Source organism: Stenotrophomonas sp. STEN033 (assembly GCF_056856655.1).
Genome location: NZ_JBXFWM010000023.1, coordinates 32,733 through 54,540, shown reverse-complemented (window position 1 = coordinate 54,540; position 21,808 = coordinate 32,733). Strand labels below are relative to the sequence as shown.

Here is a 21,808-nt window from a genome sequence, read left to right as displayed (position 1 = left end):
GCTCTACCGGGAAGGCCGCTGCCGAGCATGGCTCGGCACTACACGGTGCGGAGCCCTCCCTTTCGCGTAGCGAAGGGGAGGGTTGGGAGGGGTCGCTTTTGCCTCAGTCCAGCACGCGGCAGAACACCGCCTTGAGGTAACGCGATTCCTGCACGTGGGCCATGAACGGATGGTCCGGGCCGGCGCCGGCTACCTTCAGGATCTGGATGGTGCGGCCGGAGAAGTACGCGGCACGGCGCAGCATGTCGAGGAACTGGTCCTCGGCCACCAGGCCGGTGCAGGAGAAGGTGGCGAACAGGCCGCCAGGCTTGACCACGCCCAAGGCCAGCTTGTTCATGTCCAGGTACTTCTTCAGCGCGGTGATCACCTGGTCGCGGTCGCGGGTCATCTTGGCCGGGTCCAGGATCACCACGTCGTACTGGTCGCCACGGTTGGCCGCATCACGCAGCCACGGGAAGATGTCGGCCTGCACGAACTTGGGCTTGGCGTTGTTCAAACGCGCATTGCCCTTGGCAATGTGGATCACGTCCTGGTCGATGTCCACGCCCAGCACCTCGGCGGCACCGCGCGCTGCGGCATACACCGCGAAGCCACCGGTGTTGCAGCACAGGTCGAGCACGCTCTTGCCTTCCACCTGCTGGCTCAACCACTCACGGTTCTCGCGCTGGTCGGCGAAGAAACCGGTCTTGTGCGCGCCGGCCGGGTCGGCGCGGAACTTGATGCCGTACTCGGTGATCACGGCCGGTTCGGTGGTGGTGTTGCCGTGGAAATCGAAGCTTTCCTGCTTCTGCACGTGTTCGTCGGCGAAGCTGTGGAAGCGGCAGCCCGGGAACAGGTCACGCAGCGCCTCGTAGATCCATTCGCGGTGGCGGAACATGCCGGCGGCGAAGAATTCCACCACCAGCAGGTCGTCATAGCGGTCCACCACCAGGCCGGACAGGCCGTCGCCTTCGCTGTGGACAACGCGCCAGGCATTGGAGATGGCGTCCAGCTTCAGCACGTCACGACGCAGCGACACCGCCTGCGCCAGCTTCTGCGCGAACCAGGCCTGGTCCACCGCCACGTCCGGGTTGGTTTCCAGGATGCGCACGGCGATGCGCGAGTGGCCGTTGTAGAAGCCGCGGCCAATCCACTCGCCGTCCACGCCGACCACATCGACGATGGTGCCGGACTTGGGCTTGACGGTCGGCTTTTCGACCAGTTTCTGGAAAATCCACGGGTGGCTGGAGCGCCACGCGTTCTTCAGGCGTACGACGGGGAGTGGGGTATTCATGGCCGCTATTGTAGCCGGGCGCTGCCCCCTGCCTGCAGCGTATTCATTGACTGTAATGGGCACAGGCCGCACTATTCGCCCCAGAAGGGGAGTAGCTCCCAGACGTTGTCGCCGTCAATTCGAGTCGCAAGACTCCGGTGCAACGGCAGTCCCGCCCATCGGGACTGTGAGCAAGACCTTCGCCGCATTGGCGAAGCTCTGTCCCCGGTCTCCCCGATTCCGTGTCCAGCTCTTGGCCTTTGTGGTTCCGAGATACCCCCGTTCACGACCGGAATTTCATCATGATGCAGACAATTGGTAATCCTTGGCTGTGGGGCGGCTTCATCGTCGTCGTCATTGCCGCGCTGTTGATCGACCTGGTGCTGATGCGCCACGGTGGTCCGCACAAAGTCACCTTCAAGGAGGCCATCTACTGGTCACTGGGCTGGGTGGCGCTGGCCTTGGCCTTCAATGCCGGCCTCTGGTACTACCTGCATGAGACCGCAGGCGCGGCCGTTGCCAATGAAGTGGGTCTGCAATTCCTGACCGGCTACCTGATCGAGAAGGCGCTGGCGGTCGACAATATCTTCGTGTTCCTGCTGATCATGGGCTACTTCGCGGTGCCCGAGACGCAGCGCCAGCGTGTACTGATCATCGGCATTCTGGGCGCGATCGTGCTGCGTACGATCATGATCTTCGCCGGTTCCGTGCTGGTTACCCAGTTCCATTGGCTGCTCTACGTGTTCGGCGCCTTCCTGCTCTACACCGGCTGGAAGATGTGGTTCGCCGCCAGCGAGGAGCCCAGCCTGGATAACAACCCGGCGCTGAAGTTCATGCGCAAGCACCTGCGTATCACCCACGAGTACAACGGCAACCGCCTGGTCGCCGAGAAGGACGGCGTGCGCTGGTTCACCCCGATGTTCGTGGTGCTGATCCTGATCGCGGTCACCGACGTGATCTTCGCGGTGGACTCGATCCCGGCCATCTTCGCCATCACCACCGACCCGTTCATCGTGCTGACCTCGAACGTGTTCGCGGTGCTGGGCCTGCGCGCGATGTTCTTCCTGCTGGCCGGCATGGCCGACCGTTTCCACCTGTTGCCCTACGGCCTGGCCGTCATCCTGGCCTTCATCGGTACCAAGATGCTGCTGATCGACATCTTCAAGATCCCGGTCCCGGTTTCGCTGGGTGTGGTGGCCGCGATCCTGGTGGCCACGGTGATCCTGAGCCTGAAGATCCCGCCGAAGGGCGGACACAAGGCCTGATGTCAGCACCACCGGCGGGATTGTCCCGCCGGTGGCACGCCAGATCCCAAGCGCGGCGCCCTTGGCTTTCGCCCAAGGCGCCGCAATCCCTTGAACATGGACACGCCAACTCTGCCCGATACCGGCGACACGCCGGCCACCGTCGCCCGCAACGACCGCAGCCGGGTGCTGCGCGCGTTCAACATCAGCCTGGGCTTCGTCCTGCTGCTGGTGGCGATGTTCGCCCTGCAGAGCAGCGGCTGGGATTGGCGGCCGTGGGCGGTAGCGCCGCTGGAAGCCAGCGGTCTGGCCGGCCTGCTTGGCGCGCCCCTGCTGCATGGGTCGATCGAACACCTGGGCGCCAACGCGGTCGCCCTGCTTATTCTTGGTACGTTGGCTGGCAGTGTTTATCCCAAAGCCACCCTGCGTGCCCTGCCCTTGCTGTGGATAGGTTCCGGCCTGGGCGCGTGGATGCTGGGCGAGGCCGGCAGCCGCCATCTCGGTGCCAGCGGCCTGACCCACGGCCTGATGTTCCTGGTGTTCGTGCTCGGCCTGCTGCGGCGCGACCGGCCGGCAATTGCCGCCAGCCTGATCGGCTTCCTGTTCTACGGCAGCATGCTGATCACCATCCTGCCGCATGAGCCGGGCGTGTCCTGGCAGTCACATATGGGCGGTGCCGCCGCCGGCGTGATCGCCGCGCTGCTGTTCCGCAACGCCGACCCGCGCGCTGAGCGCAAGCGCTACAGCTGGGAAGACGAGGAAGACGCCGAGCAGCTGGCCGAAGCCGACAACGAACTGGAACCGCCCGCACCGGGCCAGGTGCCGGTGCTGTGGCAGCCGCGCGAAGGCCGTGACTATGAGGTAGTGGTGCCGCTGCGACGCCGGGATTCGAACGAACCGTCCTAAGAGCAGAAGCGGTAGTGCCGAGCCATGCTCGGCAGAGGCTCTACCAGCAATCCATCAACCTGCTGGGCCGGCATCAGCCGCGAAGCTGCCGATGCTTGAAAGGCCTAAAAGCCAACCCCTCCCCAGCCCTCCCCTTGGCTACGCCAAAGGGAGGGGGCGGTTCTTGGCGACTGACAGCATGCAAGGCAGCCGCTTGGCTCCCTCCCTTTGGCGCAGCCAAGGGGGTGAAGAAGGCCTGCTTGCGCGCCATTGGCGCGCGGCCTGATGAACGACCGAAGGCTGTGCCTTCGGGCCGGACGGGTTGGGGAGGGGTCGCTCTTCAGCTTTTAAGAACCGCCATCCACCGCCCGTCGTCCCAGCGCCGGATCATCGGTGAAGAACGCATCAATACCCGCCTGCAGATAGGCGCGGATCTCGGCCACCGAGGCTTCCGGATTGCGCGCATTCTCCGCCCCTTGGCGCAATGCCGGTGGCAGGAACGGGTTTTCCGGGCGGAAGCTGTAGGCCACTACCTGTAGGCCGGCGGCATGCGCGTCGCCGATCAGAGCGGTGGGTGCGGCCAACTTGCCCTGCGCGTCCAGCGGCACCAGCGCGCGCCGTTCTACGCCGATTGCGTCGGCATAGCCGGCGATATCGCGCAGGCCGGCTGGCGTCATCATCTGTGCATAAGTCAGGCTGCCACCGGCCAAGGCAATGTCAGCCGGCTTCTCGTCGCTGGAATCGAGCAACTGCAGCAGGCGGATATTGCTGTCCTTGCCGAGCTTGCTGCGGATCTGGCGCAGGTTGGCCGTCTCGAAGGACTGCAGCAGGATCGGCGCGACCTTGGTGTAGCTGTTGCCCTGCAGACTGGCCAGCAGCTTGTCTTCCATCGGCAGGCCGATGCTCTTGAAGTAGCTGCCGTGCTTGATCTCCGGCGCCAGGCCGATACCGCGGTTGGCACGCCCGGCCTGCTGCACCAGGAAGCTGATGATCTCGTCCAGGGTGGCAATGCGGAACTGTCCGTCGAAGGCGGTGCCGCGGATCTGCGGCAGGCGCTCACGCGCGTACAGCGTCTTCAGCTCGGCGACGGTGAAGTCTTCGGTGAACCAGCCTTCGACCTGCTGGCCGTCGATCAGCTTGCGGGTGCGGCGGCTGGCGAACTCGGGGTGGCTGGCGACATCGGTGGTCGAGCCAATCTCGTTCTCGTGCCGGGCCAGCATCACCCCGTCCTTGCTCATCACCAGGTCCGGCTCGATGTAATCGGCGCCGTCGCTGATGGCCTGTGCATAAGCGGCCAGGGTGTGCTCGGGCAGCAGTGCGCTGGCACCACGGTGCGCGTACACCGAAACCTGGGGATAAGTCTGCGCGGCTGAGCTGTCCATTGCCCAACAGCATGCCACGCCAACCCCCACCGCCATCAACCAGGCCCAGCTTCGCACCGTCACTACTCCAATCGAAAACAAGGCGCGCAGCATGACGGCTGCATGTGACGCGCGTAAGAACACCGCGTCACTGATTGCGTTGCCACTGCCAGCCATCCGCGTCGGCCTGCAGGCGCGCGGTGATGCCGATGGCCTGCAGCAGTGCCTCGTCATGCGAGACCAGCAACAGGCTGCCCTGGTATTGGCGCAACAGGTCTTCCAGAGCCGCCAGCGCATCCAGGTCCAGGTGATTGCCGGGTTCGTCCAGCAACAGCAGCTGTGCCGGTGGATCGGCATACAGCGCGCAGGCCAGGCCGGCTTTCAGTCGCTGCCCGCCGCTGAGCAGGCCAGAAGGCATCTGTACGTGGTTTGCATCCAGGCCAAGCAGGGCCAGCCGGCCACGCAACTCGCCCTCGGCCATGGCTGGATTACGCAGACGCAAGGCGTCCAGCACGCTGCTGTGCGCGGGTAGCAGCTGCAGCTGCTGATCCAGCAAGGCAGCAGGTACCTGCACGCTCACCTTGCCAGCCCGCACTGGCAGCTGTCCTGCCAACACCTTCAGCAATGTCGACTTACCCACACCGTTGGCACCGGTGATGGCAACGCGTTCGCCACGGCGCAGGTTGAAGTCCAGCGCGCGCAGCGCCGGTGCCACATGCGGCAGCTGCAGTCCGCTGGAACGCACCACCCACTCCGGCCCGCTGGTTTGCACATTTGGGACCAGCAACACCGGGGCGGCGGCTTCGCTGTCGGCCTGTGCCTCGCGCACGGCGTCGTGCAGCTGCACCTGCCGCTGATCCAGCTGCGCGCGTGCCTTGCCGAGGCTGGCTTCGGCACGTTGCCGCTGCAAGCCAAGCAGGATCGGCGCCTGATTGGCGTTGGCGGCCTCGCGGTTGCCGCGCGCGCTGCGTTGTTCCAACCGCTGCCGTTGATCGCGCAGAACCTGCTCGCCCTTGCGCCGCTCATGCCGGCGTTGCTGCAACAAAGCTTCGGCTGCGGCACGTTCGCCAGCGCGCGCCTGTGCATAAAAGGCATGGTTGCCGCCGTAGCTGCGCAGCCCCTGCGGCGACAGTTCGACGATGCGCTCCACCTGTTGCAACAGCAGCCGGTCATGGCTGACCAGGATCAGGCCCTGCTTTCTCGCGCGCAGCTGCTCGGCCAACCAGTGCCGGCCTGCGTGATCGAGATGATTGCTGGGTTCGTCGAGGATCAGCCACTCCACCGGCTGCAGCAACGCACCCACCAAAGCGACGCGCATGCATTGCCCGCCACTGAGCTTATCCACAGGTGTATCGGCATCAACGCCGTGCAAGCCAGCATCAGCCAAGGCCTGCTGCAGGGTTTCGCACAGGCTCCATTGCTCGCCAATCGCGTCGAAATCCGCTTGCTGCGTGCTTCCGGCTTCAATCCTGCGCAATGCATCCACACGCTTATCCACAGCCGCGAGTTCGGCTACACGCTGTCCTGCTCGTGGCTGTACCTGCTGTGCGAGGTAGTAGGCCTCACCGATGCGACGGCAATGCCCGGCACTGGGCTGACGCAATCCAGCCAGTATCTGCGCGAGTACGGATTTGCCCACGCCGTTGCGGCCGACCAGACCGGTGGGCCGGTCATCGAACTGTGCGGTGAGGTTGGAGAACAGGCTGCGCCCATCGGGCGTGTGCCACGCGACGCCATCCAGCGTCACGGAAATTGAGTTGGTCATGCGGTATTCCATCGATGCCCGAAGCACCCGGCCGCCAGCGGCAGCAGGGACTGGTAGGGACCGTCATCAAGACGGTGGCATCAATGGCGCATTGGACTGACTCCGTTGGCGGGGGGATCCCGTAACAGGGCCTAGCCTAACGGCGGCAAACAGAACTGTCAGTAACCGGCGGCGCGTAGTGGTCCGCGCCGCCGCTGTGGGGAAAGCTGATGCTCAGGCCTGGGCCGCACGGTGCGTGGCACACAGCTTGTTACCGGCCGGATCGCGCAGATACGCGAGGTAGAGTGGGCCGAATGGGCTTTGCCGCGGTCCCGGCGGGTCTTCCACGCTCACACCACCGTTGCCAACACCTGCCGCATGCCAGGCCTCGACCACCTCCGGCGAGGCGCAGCTGAAGCCGATGGTGCCGCCATTGGCGTGCGTTGCGGGCTCGCCGTTGCGCGGATGGCCGACGATCAGCAGCGCGCCGCCATGGCGGTACACCACGTTGCCCTTGGGATCGACGAAACCCGGCTTTGCGCCGAGCGTGGACAGCAGCGCGTCATAGAACGCCTTGGATGCCTCGATGTCATTTGCCCCCACCACGATGTGCGAAAACATCAACTACCTCCTGACTATTGCGTTGGCTGGCCCCTGCGGGCCGATGGCTCCACAGCGGCATTATTTGCCGATGCAGAAGCTCGAGAAAATCCTGCCCAGCAGGTCGTCGGCGGTCATGCGGCCGGTGATTTCGCCGAGCGCATCATGCGCCAGCCGCAGTTCCTCGGCGGCCAGTTCCAGCTGGTCGTAGTGCAATTGCCCATCGGCCGCGTCGAGGTGTTCGCTGGCCAGGGCCAGCGCTTCGACATGGCGCAGGCGCGCGGAGAACTCGCCCTGCATGCCCTCGCCTGCGCCATCGCTGGCGATATCGCGCAGGCGCGCATGCAGCTGCTCCAGGCCCACACCATTGGCGGCGGACAGGGCGATGCTGTCGGCGTCCAGCGCCTGCGGCCAGTCCGGCAGCAGATCGCATTTGTTGTAGATCCACAGCTGGCGGGCAGCCTGTGCTGCGGCATCGCCAATCGCGGCCCTGCCCGCCTCCGGATCGCGGGCATCGAGCACGACGATGGCCAGGTCGGCGCGCTGCATCTCGGCGCGGGCGCGGCGCATGCCTTCGCGTTCGATGGCGTCACCGCCTTCGCGCAGGCCGGCGGTGTCGACCAGCTCCAGCTCCAGGCCGTCGATGCGGATGGTCTCACGCAAGGTGTCGCGGGTGGTGCCGGCGATATCGGTGACGATGGCGCGCTCGCTGCCGGCCAAGGCATTGAGCAGCGAGCTCTTGCCGGCATTGGGGGGGCCGATCAGCACCGCGTGCAGGCCATCGCGCAGCTTGCGGCCGCGTTCGGCGTCGATGCGCAGCTGGGCCAGCAAGGCCTTGGCCTGCTCGATGCCGGCGCGCACCTGCGCGCCGCCGAGCGTGTCCAGCGGCTCGTCGGCGAAGTCGATGGCCGCTTCGACGTGGATGCGCAGCCGCACCAGTTGCTCGCCCACCTCTTCCACCCGGCGTGAGAACACGCCGTCCAGCGAACGCCGCGCGGCACGCGCGGCGCGTACGTCGCCAGCGGCGATCAGGTCGGCGATGGCTTCGGCCTGGGCCAGGTCGAGCTTGCCGTTGAGGAAGGCGCGCTCGCTGAACTCACCAGCGCGGGCCTGGCGCGCGCCCAGCTCGATGCAGCGGGCCAGCAGCTGGCGCAGCACCACCGGGCTGCCGTGGCCCTGCAGTTCCACCACGTCCTCGCCGGTAAAGCTGCGCGGGCCGGGGAAGTACAGCGCGATGCCGTCGTCGATGACCTCGCCGGCGTCATCGCGGAACCTGGCGTAATGGGCGTGACGCGGCTTGAGCTGTGGACAACCCAGGGCAATCGCGATGCGCAGCGACTGCGGGCCGGACACGCGCAGCATGCCGACGCCACCGGCAGCAGCACCGCTGGCGATGGCAACAATGGTCTGGGCTGTGGATAAATCGGTCATGGCTTACAGCTTCTGCAGTTGCGCGCGGGCCTGGGCAGCGCCGCTGCCTTGTGGCTGCAGCTCCAGGTAGGTCGTATAGGCCTGCTTGGCCTTGGCCTTGTCGCCGGCATTGAAGTAGGCGTCGCCAAGATTCAGATAGGCCACAGCGCGCGAAGGGTCGATCTTCAAGGTGTTCTCAAGCCAGCGCGCGGCTTCGGCGTACCGCTGCTGGCGGTAATAGACGAAGCCGAGGTTGTTGGCCGCCTGGGCGAAATCCGGCCGCAGCTTCAGTGCCTCGGTGAACTGCACGGCGGCTTCGTCATAGCGCTTCTCGCGGTAGAGCTGCAGGCCGCGGTCATTGGCTTGCTGTGCGCGCTGCCGGTCCGAGGTCGGTACGGCGGCCGGCACCACCAGGGTGCTCTTGCCGCCCTGCAGATCGGCAACCGTTACCGGCGCTTCGGTCTTGCCTGCAGGCTTGGACTCCTGTGCCGCATCGACGCGGCTGTTGAGGGCGATGGCGTCAGCCGACAGCTGGCGGGTATCGGCGTTGAGGAATTCCTGGCTGTCCGGCACCTGGAACACGAACTCGCCGCCCTGCGAACCGGGCAGGCTGCCGAAGGCCGGGGTCTGCCGCGATACCGCCGATACTGCCGGCGCCACATACGCAGCCAACTCGGTGCCGGTGATCAGGCCATCGCCGTTGAGGTCGCCCTTGCCGGCCAGCGCCTGCAGCAGCACCCAGGTGAATACCGAATGCCCGTTCGGGCCGCTGTCAGCGACCTGCTGGTCGGCACCGCCGGCGGTCAGCATCTGCCGCGCGCTGCGGCGTGCGTTCTCGCGCAGGAACGATGACGAACTGCCGCCGCGGGTAAGCCCCAAACCGCTGTAGCAGGCATCCATCACGAACAGCACGTGCTTGGCCTGCATGCTCTCGGCGATGTTCTGGATATCGGTCATCGCGATCGCATCGGTGGCGAACTCATTCGGGTCCGAGTCCACCGGAATGATGTAGCCGAGGTCACGGCCGGAGGCGAGCTGGCGGGTCGCGCCATGGCCGGCGAAGAACACGAACACGCGGTCGTTCTTGCCGGTGCGCTCATCGGCCAGGCGGTCGTGGAAGGCGGCCAGGATGTTGTTGCGGGTAGCCTGCTGGTTCTTCAGCACGATCACCTGCGAAGACGGGAAGCCGAACTGGCCGGTCAGCGTATCGGCGATGGACTGCGCGTCGCGGCCGGCATATTCGAGCTTGGGCCATTTGGCGTAGTCATCGATGCCAATGACAATCGCCCAGGATTTTTCGTAGCCGGTGGTGACCGTGGTATCGGCGACGGCGCCCTTGCGCGCGCGGCTGACGCTGAAATCACGGCCGTTCCAACCGGCGAACTGGTAACCATCGGCGATCAGCTTGTCGAGGATCTGCGGTAGCGCCTTCACCGCGCGGTCGTGGATGTCATGGAACAGGATGATGCCGCGCTGTTCCTTCTGCACCTGGTCGACCACGCGCTGCACGATGGATTCGGGCACCGGGTCGGCCCAATCCATCGAGTCGATGTTCCACATGATGGATTTCAGCCCGGCTTCGTTGAGCAGCTGCAGGCCTTCGGCATTGCGCGCCCCATAGGGGAAGCGGAACAGCGGTGCGCGCTTGGCATCCACGCCCTTGAGCAAGGTGTCGGTATCGAGCACCTGCTGGCGCAGCGCATCGCCGGTGGTGCGTGAGAGCTGCGCGTGGGTCAGGCTGTGGTTGCCGACCGCATAACCATGCTCCATCAGGCTGCGGCTGATGCCCGCCATCGGCCCGAGCTTGACCTTGCCGTCGGCCTCGACCGCGCCCAGGTTGCGGCCCACTTCAAAGAACACGCCCGGGACGTCGTAGCGCTGCAGGATGGCGACGACTTCATCGGTATAGGCCTTGTGCGGGCCGTCGTCGAACGTCAGCACCACGGTCTTGGCGGGCAGGTCGCGGCCGAAGATTTCGCGGTCGCTGTCCTGCATCGACATCGGGTAGGGCTCGATCACGCCAAAGTCGCGCAGGATGGCATCGCGCTTGTACAACGTGTTGAGGTGGGCGACGTAGTCGTCCCACTTTTCGCGCTTGAGCTCGATCGCACGGGTGCGCTCGAAGCGGCTGAAGATGCGGGTCAGTTCCTGGTTGTAGTTGCGCTCGATCTCATCCAGCGCGTCCAGGTCTTCGCCGATGCGCTGGTGCAGCTTTACCGCCGGCAGCGACGAATCCGCGCCCACGCGTTGATGCAGTTCGCGCAGTATTTCGCGGAAAGCTAGGCGATCAGCGTCGTAGAGCTCGGGTGAGGATTCGATGTAATCCAGCACCGTGCCCAGGGTGGCGAAGCGCTGTGGATTGGGGTCACGCAGCAAGGCGTCGAACTGTGCGGCAATGGCCTGGCGTTGTTCCAACCCGTCATGGAACAACTGCTGGCCGATGCGGCTGGAGGTCTGGCGGTCAGTCGGCGATTGCTGTGCTTCGTCGGCCAGCAACACGACGATGCGGCGATGGCCATCAAGCTGTTTCTGCAGTGCGGTCAACAACGGTGCCGCCGCTGGATTGGCTGCGGCTGCGGCCTGCGCGCTGGCCTGGGTAGGCGTCGCGGTGCCTGCCTCGTCCTTTTTGGAACAGCCGGCGACCGTCAACGCGGCAAGCAACACGGCAGGCAAAATCAGGCGGCACGACAACGAACGGGGCATGGCAGGCTCGGGGGTGAAAGGGTGCAGCAGATGTGGTGATTCTAACGCCACAGGCGAAAGCCCAAGCTTGCGGCGCTGTTCGGCTGTTGGGCTGTTTGTGGGAGCGGCGTAAGCCGCGAAGCAAGCACAGCGTCAGATCGCATAGGTTCCAAGGGTTCCAGCAATGTCAGCTTCGCGGCTTACGCCGCTCCCACAAACAGCCGAACAGACAGACAGCCGAACGATCTGTCTTCGCGCGGCTTGGCCCAGATGCGAAAAGCCCGCCTTGCGGCGGGCTTTTGCTTACTTGGCTTCGATCACCTTGCTCGGCGCGTCTTCGCCGTGCTTCTTGATCATCCACCACTGCTGCAGCAGGCTCAGGCCGCCGTTGACCACCCAGTACAGGACCAGGCCGGACGGCATGAAGGCCATCATCACGCCGAATACCAGCGGCATGAACTGCATCATCTTCTGCTGCATCGGGTCCATGCCCACAGCCGGGGTCAGCTTCTGGGTGAACCACATCACCGCGATGTTGATGATCGGCAGGATGAAGTACGGGTCACGTGCGGTCAGGTCCTGGATCCAGCCCAGCCACGGCGCCTGGCGCAGTTCCACCGATTCCACCAGCACCCAGTACAGGGCGAAGAAGATCGGCATCTGGATCAGCAGCGGCAGGCAGCCACCCAGCGGATTGATCTTCTCCTTCTTGTACAGCTCCATCATCGCGGTCTGGAACTTCTGCTTGTCGTCGCCGTAGCGCTCCTTCAGCTGCGCGATGCGCGGCTGGAACTTGCGCATCTTGGCCTGCGACTTGAACTGCGCATTGGCCAGCGGGAACAACGCCATCTTCAACAGGATCACCAGGCCGATGATGGCCCAGCCCCAGTTGCCGACCAGCTTGTGCACCTGGTTCATCACCCAGAACAAGCCCTGGCCGATGATGGCCATGATCGAGAAGCGGCTGTAATCGACCACGCGGTCCAGGCCCTTCACGTCTTCCTTGGCGATCTGGTTCACCAGCTTCGGGCCCACCCACAGGCGTGCTTCGGTGCTGACCTTCTGGCCCGGGGCCACGGTGAAGCCGGGGCCACGGGTTTCGATCACGTTGCGCGGACCGTTCTGCGACAGCAGGTACAGCGCCGACTGGTCAGCCTGCGGAATCCAGGCAGTGAAGAAGTGGTGCTGCAGCATCGCCACCCAGCCACCACTGATGGTCTGGTTGATCGGGCCGTCTTCCATGTAGTCCTTGAACGCACGGCGCTGGTAGCCATCTGCCGGGCTGAACCAGGTAGCGCCGTTGAAGCTGAAGGAATCCGGGTTGGTCATGCCCTTGCTGATTACCGGCGGCACGCGGTCCAGCTTGCGGAACACATAGCCCTGCCACGGAGCAGTACCGGTATTGACCACTTCATCCTTCACGCTGATGGCGTAATCGCCACGCTTGAAGGTGTAGGTGCGATGGATGCTGACACCATTCGGGCCATTCCACACGAACGGCACCTGCACTTCGTTCTGGCCATCGGCCAGGGCCACGGCGGTGACGCCCTGCGCCGGCTGGAAGCCGTTCGCGCCCGGCACCGGCGAATTGTTCTGGCTGGCCCAACCGGCGGTGGCGCTGTACGGATGCGCCTTGTCTTCGGTCAGCAGCTGCACCGGCGGGCTACCGGCGGCCTTGGTCTGCGGGAACTGCAGCAGATCGGCGTCCAGCACGCTGCGGCCATCGAGCACCAGCTTCAATACGTCGGTGGTCACGGTCACGCGCTGTGCGCTGGCGGCCGCTTCCATGCCTGCCGGCGCGGCAGCGGCCGGCGGCTGGCCCGGGACGGAAGCCTGCGGCACATCACCGGCGACCGGCGCATGCAGATCAACGTCATTGGCGCCCGGCACGGCCGCCTGGGCGGTGGCCACGGTTGCCGGATCCGGTGCGGCCTTTTCGCGACCCCATTCCATCCACAGCAGCACGGCTACCATCAGCCAGGCAAAAATCAGGAATACACGGGTCTGGTTCATCAGCAGGCAGGCTCGGCTCGACCGGAGGAGGTATCCGGTACGTTCAAAGGAAGAGGGGTGTCAGCGCCCTCGTGCGGCGGCATTGTGCCGCCCGCAGCTACAGGGGGCAATGCGCCAGCGCGGCGCAGCAGGCGCTCAAACGCCTCACGGATCTGTTGATTGCTGGCGGTCTTGGCCGCCGACCGGGCCACGATGACGTAATCGCCACCTTTCAGGCACGACCGTAGATGGCGTGTTGCATCCCGCAACACACGCTTGATACGGTTACGACCGACCGCACGCGTATCCACCTTGCGTGACACAGCCAGACCGAGTCGAGCAGGGCTATCCCCTTTCAACCAGTGGAGTGTCATCAAGGGCTCGGATACACGGCGGGCGCCGTTGAAGACCGTTGTATATTCGGCACGCGTACGAACCCGCGCAGAGCGAGGAAATCGCTTGCGCGGGCAGGTACTGATCACGATCGGGGTTGCGCTTGCCGCTTCACGCGGCAACGCAATCAAGCGCTGAGGACTTTGCGGCCCTTGGCGCGGCGACGCGACAGGATCTTGCGGCCGTCGGCGGTCTTCATACGAGCACGGAAACCGTGATCGCGCTTGCGCTTGAGGTTGCTGGGCTGGAACGTGCGCTTGGTGGCCATTGGGGCACCTGTATGAAGTGGACGGAAAGAACCGGAAATTCTATAGACCCCCTCGGGGTCCCGTCAAGTCTGGCTTGACAAAGCTATCCACAGGCCGGTGTACATCTTGTGGATGAGCCTGTGAATAAAACCGGGACAAGCATTCCCGCATCGGGCCGGCGGTGGTAGTCTGAGTCATCCACTTTCCCCCTTCCGGCCTGTGGCCCGGCGGCTTTCTGCGCCCGGCTGGCAAGCCTTTGACGATTATTGCTGATGGATGCCTGGACACGTTGTCTTGAACGTCTGGAGGCGGAATTTCCGCCCGAAGATGTCCACACCTGGTTGAAGCCGCTGCAGGCCGACCAACGCGCAGACAGCCTTGTGCTGTACGCGCCCAACGCCTTTATTGTCGATCAAGTGCGCGAACGCTACCTGTCGCGGATCGGCGAACTGCTGACCCATTTCGCCGGTTTTGGCGAGGTGATCCTCGAAATCGGCTCGCGTCCGCGGGCACCGGAGCCGGCGCCGCTGGTCGCACCAAGCACCGGTTCCGTGCCTGCCGCTCCCGTCGTGCCGTTCAACGGCAACCTCGATGCGCATTACACCTTCACCAATTTCGTCGAAGGCCGCAGCAACCAGCTCGGTCTGGCGGCGGCATTCCAGGCGGCGCAGAAGCCGGGCGATCGTGCGCACAACCCGCTGCTGCTGTACGGCGGCACCGGCCTGGGTAAAACCCACCTGATGCTGGCCGCAGGCAATGCCATGCGCCAGGCCAATCCGGCGGCAAAAGTGCTGTATCTGCGGTCGGAACAGTTCTTCAGCGCGATGATCCGTGCGCTGCAGGAAAAGACCATGGACCAGTTCAAGCGCCAGTTCCAGCAGGTCGACGCGCTGCTGATCGATGACATCCAGTTCTTCGCCGGCAAGGACCGTACCCAGGAAGAGTTTTTCCATACTTTCAATGCGTTGTTCGATGGCAAGCAACAGATCATCCTGACCTGCGACCGCTATCCACGCGAAGTGGAAGGCCTGGAAGCCCGCCTGAAATCGCGCCTGGCCTGGGGTTTGTCGGTGGCCATCGAGCCGCCGGACTTTGAAACCCGTGCTGCCATCGTGCTGGCCAAGGCCCGCGAACGCGGCGCCGAGATTCCGGACGACGTGGCCTTCCTGATCGCCAAGAAGATGCGCTCCAACGTGCGTGATCTGGAAGGTGCGCTCAATACGCTGACTGCCCGCGCCAATTTCACCGGCCGCGCGATCACCACCGAGTTTGCCCAGGAAACCCTGCGCGATCTGCTGCGTGCCCAGCAACAAGCCATCAGCATCCCCAATATCCAGAAAACGGTTGCCGACTACTACGGCCTGCAGATCAAGGATCTGCTGTCAAAGCGGCGCACCCGTTCCCTGGCCCGTCCACGCCAGGTGGCCATGGCGCTGACCAAGGAACTGACTGAACACAGCCTGCCGGAAATCGGCGACGCCTTTGCCGGCCGCGACCACACCACGGTGCTGCACGCCTGTCGGCAGATCCGCACGTTGATGGAAACCGACGGCAAGCTGCGCGAGGACTGGGACAAGCTGATCCGCAAGCTCAGCGAGTAAGCCCCGGCGCTGCCCTGTGGAAACGCTCATCGATGAAACAGGTGGGAAAACCATTGGGGCAACGAGGTCTGGGCCGGAAGTGCAGCGAATGATGCACCGACGCCACTGCGGCGTCATCGCACAAAACGGTGCATGATTCGGGGGCAGGCTCTGGGGAAGTTGTGGATAAAATTGGCCGGCAGATCCGGATCAAAATTATCCACAGGTTCACCCACCTGCTCAGGACCAGTAATACATGGGTTTCAGCTTCAATAAAACCTTTAAAAACAAACACTTGGGTGTGTTTTAAACCAAATCTGGCTCTACCAGCACCACCAAGCTTTTGATTTAATCCACATCTTTTAAAAGCATAGGGGCACGAAACCACATGCGTTTCACACTGCAGCGCGAAGCCTTTCTCAAGCCGTTGGCCCAGGTCGTCAACGTGGTTGAACGCCGTCAGACCCTGCCGGTTCTGGCTAATTTCCTCGTCCAGGTTCAGGGCGGCCAGCTTTCGCTGACCGGTACCGATCTGGAAGTGGAAATGGTCTCCCGCATTGCGGTCGAAGACGCCCAGGACGGCGAAACCACGATTCCGGCGCGCAAGCTGTTCGAAATCATCCGCGCCCTGCCCGATGGCAGCCGCATCACGGTTTCGCAGACGGGCGACAAGATCACGGTCCAGGCTGGCCGTAGCCGTTTCACCCTGGCCACGTTGCCCGCCAACGACTTCCCGTCGGTTGACGAGGTTGAAGCCACCGAACGCGTTGTCGTGCCGGAAGCCGCGTTGAAGGAACTGATCGAACGCACGGCGTTCGCGATGGCGCAGCAGGACGTGCGCTATTACCTCAACGGCCTGCTGTTTGACCTGCGCGACAGTATCCTGCGTTGCGTTGCCACCGACGGCCACCGTCTGGCCCTGTGCGAAACCGCACTGGAAAACGATAACGGCGCCAAGCGTCAGATCATCGTGCCGCGCAAGGGCGTGACCGAATTGCAGCGTCTGCTGGAAGGCGGCGAGCGCGAAGTCGAGCTGGAAGTTGGCCGCAGCCACGTGCGCATGAAGCGCGACGATGTGACCTTCACCTCGAAGCTGATCGACGGCCGTTTCCCGGATTACGAAGCAGTGATTCCGATCGGCGCCGACCGCGAAGTGAAGGTCGAGCGCGAAACCCTGCGCGCTTCGCTGCAGCGTGCGGCAATTCTCTCCAACGAGAAGTACCGCGGTGTTCGCGTCGAAGTGACCCCGGGCCAGCTGAAGATCAGCGCGCATAACCCGGAGCAGGAAGAAGCGCAGGAAGAAATCGAGGCCGACACCACGGTCAGCGACCTGGCCATCGGCTTCAACGTGAACTACCTGCTCGATGCGCTGTCGGCGTTGCGCGATGAGCATGTTGTCATCCAGCTGCGTGATTCCAACTCCTCGGCACTGGTGCGTGAAGCCAGCAGCGAGAAGTCACGTCACGTGGTGATGCCGCTGCGTCTCTGACCTGCAGGTTCCACGTGGAACACGAAGAAGCCCGGCCTACTGCCGGGCTTTTTTTATTTCCGGCTGAGGTTCCACGTGGAACAGATGAGCCGATGCCCCACAAGTCACTGGGTTCTGGATGCTCAGCCAGGCCTGTCTACTCGCTTTTCGCCGTGCAAGGAGAAGCGGCCAATCCCAGGCTGCGGAATCCCAGGTTTCGGCCAGGCTACGTGGTTGGCAATGATTCCGCTGTTGCGACCAGATACCGGCTTCAATCGGCCAAACGCTCGGATCTGCGATTTCGACGGGCATAACGTCCCCTCCTGAAGTTCTTGCCCGATCGCTCCAGTGGCAGCTAGAAGCTTGGTCTCCGTGCAAGCCCTACCCTGCAAACGTATCCCTTGCTGTGGAACGCGCCTGGTTGGTGAAGATCGCGGTTGTGCGCAGCCGGATTGAATCCGTAGCGCTTGAAGCCGCGCAAGTTTCCCCCTGCTTTCGCTGATTCCAACGCGAAGTCCAAACGCGGGACTTGAGCCAACAGCGTGAACCTTGAAATTCCAGGCCAGGAACCCTGCGCGATGGATCAGATTTCAAGAAATCTGGAATTGTGAAAGCGTTGTCTGGAACAGAGGACAGCGCGAGCTCGGAGTTCAAATCGGGCCGGGCCCGGATTTCTTCAAATCTGAAGCGGAGGACTGGATCTCAGGCACCAGAATTGAAGGATTCAAAGCTCTGGCTTTTCGCCTTTCCTGGTTGCCGGTTTTCTCAGCTCTATGCTTTAAATCTGAGAATAAATCAAAAGCTTGGTGGTGATGGTAGGAGCAGATTTTATGTAAAACTAGTTTAAGTTGTTGTTTTAGAAAAGGTTATTGGTGCCGAAACCCCCTGTAAAACAGGGCTTCTAGCCTGTGGATATCTGTGGATAAGGCCTGGATGGGCTCTCAGGCCCAAATTTATCCACAGATTGCCCAACTTATACACAGGGTTTGTACCCCGACCTATACCGGCCTCTGAAAGCGCGAGATTTCGTGAAATCTGCAGCGGTACTGCCGTGCCCATCGATCAGATTTGAAGAAATCTTGCGATGTTCCACGTGGTGTGGATCGGGGGAATGGCAGCGCGCAGGCTTGGCCTGCTCAAACCGGACGGATGCTTTAAGCTGCGCATGGCCAGCCACGGCTCCCGTGCTGGCGTCGTGCTTTCTTTCGAGCGTCAATGCATATCGTCCGTGTTGCCTTGAACCGCGTGCGTCGGTTCGATTCAGTGGAACTGGCCCCCCGCCCCGGCATCAATCTGATCACCGGCGCCAATGGCGCGGGAAAAACCAGCGTGCTCGAAGCCCTGCACCTGATGGCCTACGGCCGCAGCTTCCGTGGCCGCGTGCGCGATGGTCTGGTGCAGAAAGGCGCCGAGAATCTGGACGTTTTTGTCGAATGGCAGGAGCGTAGCGACGCAGAATTGGGCGTTTCTACGCGGCGTGCCGGCCTACGACACAGTGGGCAGGCCTGGAAGGGCCGTCTGGACGGCGAAGATGTGGCTCAACTGGGCAATCTATGCGCTGCGTTGGCCGTTGTTACCTTTGAACCAGGCAGCCATGCGTTGGTCAGTGGCGGTAGCGAACCCCGGCGACGCTTCATCGATTGGGGATTGTTCCACGTGGAACCTGACTTCCTTCCCCTGTGGCGGCGTTACACGCGGGCGTTGAAGCAGCGCAATGCGCTGTTGAAGATGGGCGCGCCCGGGAAACAGTTGGATGCCTGGGATTGGGAGCTGGCTGAAGCCGGAACTCCCCTCACCTCACGTCGCCAGCACTATCTGGAACGCCTGCAGGAGCGGGCGGTCGCAATTGCTGCAGATCTTGCACCTGGGCTGCAATTGAGTGCCTTGGAACTGCAGCCGGGCTGGCGCCGGCACGAAATGTCGCTGGGCGATGCTTTGTTGCTGGCCCGTGAGCGCGACCGTAGTGCAGGCTATACCTCGGTGGGGCCACACCGGGCCGACTGGAGCGTTGGTTTCACGCAGATCCCTGGCCGAGATGCTCTATCGCGCGGGCAAGCCAAACTCACTGCCCTGGCCTGTTTGTTGGGTCAGGCAGACGATTACGCCAGTCAACGCGGCGAATGGCCGGTAATCGCCCTGGATGACCTTGGCTCGGAGCTGGATCGCAATCACCAGCAGCGCGTTCTGCAATTCCTGGCTGCAACACCGGCGCAGATCTTCATCACGGCAACCGAAACACCGGCCGCACTGGAAGCAGAACTGCAGCCGGCGGCTGTGTTCCACGTGGAACATGGCACCGTCAAGGCCGCAAGTTGAGCCTTCAGGGCGGAAATTCCCCCGGCAGGTATAATCGGAACGTCATCCCCTATCTCTCATGCCCGTTCCCCGGAACGGCGCATGACCTGCGGAGCCTACGGCAAGCGCAATGAGCGAAGAACAGAACACCCCGGTCAACAACGGCAATTACGACGCCAACAGCATCACCGCATTGGAAGGCTTGGAGGCTGTTCGCAAGCGTCCCGGTATGTACATCGGCGACGTCCATGACGGCACTGGCCTGCACCACATGGTGTTCGAGGTTGTCGACAACTCCATCGACGAAGCCCTCGCCGGTCACGCCGACAATGTGCTGGTCACCATCCATGCCGACGGTTCGGTATCGGTGGCCGATAACGGCCGCGGTATCCCGGTCGGCAAGCATGCGCAGATGAGCCAGAAGCTCGACCGCGAAGTCTCCGCTGCCGAAGTGGTGATGACCGTCCTGCACGCCGGCGGCAAGTTCGACGACAACAGCTACAAGGTTTCCGGCGGCCTGCACGGCGTCGGCGTCAGCGTGGTCAATGCCTTGTCGCAGAAGCTGATGCTGGATATCTACCAGGGTGGTTTCCACTACCAGCAGGAATACAGCGACGGTGCTGCATTGACCCCGTTGAACAAACTGGAAACCAGTGACCGCCGCGGTACGGTGCTGCGGTTCTGGCCGTCGGTGAAGGCGTTCCACGGCAACGTCGAGTTCCATTACGAAATCCTGGCGCGCCGTCTGCGCGAACTTTCGTTCCTGAACTCCGGCGTCAACATCACCCTGGTGGATGAGCGCGGCGAAGGCCGTCGCGACGACTACCACTACGAAGGCGGCATCAAAAGCTTCGTCGAGCACCTGGCGCAGGTGAAGACCCCACTACATCCGAACGTGATCGCGGTGACCGGCGAAACCAACGGCATCGTGGTCGAGGCCGCGCTGCAGTGGACCGATTCCTACCAGGAAACGATGTACTGCTTCACCAACAATATTCCGCAGAAGGACGGCGGTACCCACCTGGCCGGTTTCCGTGCCGCGCTGACCCGTACGCTCAACAACTACATCGAGCAGAACGGCGTCGCCAAGCAGGCCAAGATCAGCCTGACCGGCGACGACATGCGCGAAGGCATGATCGCGGTGCTGTCGGTGAAGGTGCCTGACCCCAGCTTCTCCAGCCAGACCAAGGAAAAGCTGGTCAGCTCGGACGTCAAGCCGGCGGTGGAAAGCACCTTCGGCGCAAAGCTTGAAGAGTTCCTGCAGGAAAACCCGAACGAAGCCAAGGCCATTGCCGGCAAGATCGTCGATGCCGCCCGTGCGCGCGAAGCCGCACGCAAGGCACGTGACCTGACCCGCCGCAAGGGCGCGCTGGATATCGCCGGCCTGCCGGGCAAGCTGGCCGACTGCCAGGAAAAGGATCCCGCGCTGTCCGAACTGTTCATCGTCGAGGGTGACTCGGCAGGTGGCTCGGCCAAGCAGGGCCGCAACCGCAAGAACCAGGCGGTGCTGCCGCTGCGCGGCAAGATCCTCAACGTGGAACGTGCGCGTTTCGACCGCATGCTGTCCTCCGACCAGGTCGGTACGTTGATCACCGCGCTGGGCACCGGCATCGGCCGTGACGAGTACAACCCGGACAAGCTGCGTTACCACAAGATCATCATCATGACCGACGCCGACGTCGACGGTGCGCACATCCGTACGCTGCTGTTGACGTTCTTCTACCGGCAGATGCCGGAGCTGATCGAGCGTGGCTACGTGTATATCGGCCTGCCGCCGCTGTACAAGATCAAGCAGGGCAAGACCGAGTTGTACCTGAAGGACGACCCGGCGCTGGACGCCTACCTGGCCAACAACGCAGTGGAAAACGCGGCGTTGATTCCGGCTGCCGGCGAGCCCCCGATCGAAGGCGTGGCGCTGGAGAAGCTGCTGATGACGTATGCAGCGGCGCAGGAAACCATTGCCCGCAACGCGCATCGCTACGATCGCAGCCTGCTCGAGGCGCTGGTCGATTTCACTCCGATGGACCTGGAGCATCTGCGCTCCGCACCGGAAGGTGAAGGACTGGAGGCCCTGGCCAAGCGTCTGAACCAGGGCAGCCTGGGGACGCCGCGTTTCACCTTGGTGCTGCAGGAGCCGAACGAGCACCGCCCGGCCGCCGTGCTGGTGACCCGTCGTCACATGGGCGAGGAACACACCCAGGTATTGCCGCTGGCTGCCTTTGAGTCCGGCGAACTGCGCCAGCTGCATGTGGCCTCGCAGTTGCTGCATGGCTTGGTGCGCGAAGGTGCCACCATCAACCGCGGCAACAAGTCCTCCGAGATCACCGGCTTCGCCCAGGCCCAGGCCTGGTTGATGGAAGAGGCCAAGAAGGGTCGCCAGATCCAGCGCTTCAAGGGCTTGGGTGAGATGAACCCGGAACAGCTGTGGGATACCACCGTGAACCCGGATACCCGCCGTCTGTTGCAGGTCCGCATCGAAGACGCGGTGGAAGCCGACCAGATCTTCAGCACCTTGATGGGCGACGTGGTGGAACCACGCCGTGATTTCATCGAGAGCAATGCCTTGAAGGTCACGAATCTGGATATCTGATCCAGAGCAGCAATCCGCGTGGGCGCCGACAACGGCGCCCACCTTTTTTCCGCGCTACTCCCAG

Annotated in this window: 15 protein-coding genes; 6 read left to right on the top strand and 9 right to left on the bottom strand. The window is 63.3% G+C overall.

Translation table 11 applies throughout. The annotated features are described in order from the left end of the window. Positions 1 to 103: 103 nt before the first annotated feature. Positions 104 to 1,273, bottom strand: a complete 1,170-nt coding sequence (locus AC1VXC_RS10155) for a class I SAM-dependent rRNA methyltransferase (RefSeq protein ID WP_313173723.1) — start codon at positions 1,271 to 1,273, stop codon at positions 104 to 106. Between the two features lie 284 nt (positions 1,274 to 1,557). On the opposite strand from AC1VXC_RS10155, the gene AC1VXC_RS10150 reads away from it, so the two are divergent. Further along, entirely contained in the window at positions 1,558 to 2,517 is a 960-nt protein-coding gene (locus tag AC1VXC_RS10150; protein WP_313173754.1) for a TerC family protein, read from the top strand. 96 nt (positions 2,518 to 2,613) lie between these two features. Then, on the top strand, positions 2,614 to 3,402 hold the full coding sequence (locus AC1VXC_RS10145; RefSeq protein WP_313173724.1) for a rhomboid family intramembrane serine protease: 789 nt from the start codon (positions 2,614 to 2,616) through the stop codon (positions 3,400 to 3,402). 326 nt (positions 3,403 to 3,728) lie between these two features. Here the strand turns inward: AC1VXC_RS10145 and AC1VXC_RS10140 are convergent, their stop codons facing one another. The 8 genes from AC1VXC_RS10140 to rpmH form a co-directional block, all read right to left on the bottom strand. Then, positions 3,729 to 4,763, bottom strand: a complete 1,035-nt coding sequence (locus AC1VXC_RS10140; protein ID WP_313495444.1) for a glycerophosphodiester phosphodiesterase — start codon at positions 4,761 to 4,763, stop codon at positions 3,729 to 3,731. A 127-nt stretch (positions 4,764 to 4,890) separates the two neighbouring features. After that, complete coding sequence (locus tag AC1VXC_RS10135; protein WP_313495442.1) at positions 4,891 to 6,507, bottom strand: ATP-binding cassette domain-containing protein; 1,617 nt, start codon at positions 6,505 to 6,507, stop codon at positions 4,891 to 4,893. Positions 6,508 to 6,720: 213 nt separating this feature from the next. After that, complete coding sequence (locus tag AC1VXC_RS10130; protein WP_313173727.1) at positions 6,721 to 7,107, bottom strand: VOC family protein; 387 nt, start codon at positions 7,105 to 7,107, stop codon at positions 6,721 to 6,723. A 60-nt stretch (positions 7,108 to 7,167) separates the two neighbouring features. After that, positions 7,168 to 8,517, bottom strand: coding sequence for a tRNA uridine-5-carboxymethylaminomethyl(34) synthesis GTPase MnmE (gene mnmE, locus AC1VXC_RS10125; protein ID WP_313495439.1), 1,350 nt, complete (start codon positions 8,515 to 8,517; stop codon positions 7,168 to 7,170). A 3-nt stretch (positions 8,518 to 8,520) separates the two neighbouring features. Beyond that, positions 8,521 to 11,199 carry a polysaccharide deacetylase family protein gene (locus AC1VXC_RS10120; protein WP_481538434.1) on the bottom strand — a complete coding sequence of 893 codons (2,679 nt, stop codon included), beginning with the start codon at positions 11,197 to 11,199 and terminating at the stop codon, positions 8,521 to 8,523. A gap of 282 nt (positions 11,200 to 11,481) precedes the next feature. After that, entirely contained in the window at positions 11,482 to 13,191 is a 1,710-nt protein-coding gene (gene yidC / locus AC1VXC_RS10115) for a membrane protein insertase YidC (protein ID WP_313495435.1), read from the bottom strand. Next, positions 13,191 to 13,685, bottom strand: coding sequence for a ribonuclease P protein component (gene rnpA / locus AC1VXC_RS10110; protein WP_481528215.1), 495 nt, complete (start codon positions 13,683 to 13,685; stop codon positions 13,191 to 13,193). Before rnpA ends, yidC begins: the two co-directional genes overlap by 1 nt. Before the next feature lie 5 nt (positions 13,686 to 13,690). After that, complete coding sequence (gene rpmH, locus AC1VXC_RS10105) at positions 13,691 to 13,831, bottom strand: 50S ribosomal protein L34 (protein ID WP_006404565.1); 141 nt, start codon at positions 13,829 to 13,831, stop codon at positions 13,691 to 13,693. 252 nt (positions 13,832 to 14,083) lie between these two features. On the opposite strand from rpmH, the gene dnaA reads away from it, so the two are divergent. From dnaA to gyrB, 4 genes are all read left to right on the top strand, one after another. After that, on the top strand, positions 14,084 to 15,412 hold the full coding sequence (gene dnaA / locus AC1VXC_RS10100; protein WP_313173731.1) for a chromosomal replication initiator protein DnaA: 1,329 nt from the start codon (positions 14,084 to 14,086) through the stop codon (positions 15,410 to 15,412). Between the two features lie 367 nt (positions 15,413 to 15,779). Beyond that, on the top strand, positions 15,780 to 16,880 hold the full coding sequence (gene dnaN / locus AC1VXC_RS10095) for a DNA polymerase III subunit beta (protein WP_313173732.1): 1,101 nt from the start codon (positions 15,780 to 15,782) through the stop codon (positions 16,878 to 16,880). 1,194 nt (positions 16,881 to 18,074) lie between these two features. Continuing rightward, a complete protein-coding gene (gene recF / locus AC1VXC_RS10090) occupies positions 18,075 to 19,175 on the top strand; it encodes a DNA replication/repair protein RecF (protein WP_481538433.1) in 1,101 nt (366 codons plus the stop codon). A 109-nt stretch (positions 19,176 to 19,284) separates the two neighbouring features. Continuing rightward, positions 19,285 to 21,744: a DNA topoisomerase (ATP-hydrolyzing) subunit B gene (gyrB, locus tag AC1VXC_RS10085; RefSeq protein ID WP_313173734.1), complete on the top strand. Its 2,460-nt coding sequence runs from the start codon at positions 19,285 to 19,287 to the stop codon at positions 21,742 to 21,744. Positions 21,745 to 21,808 lie beyond the last annotated feature (64 nt).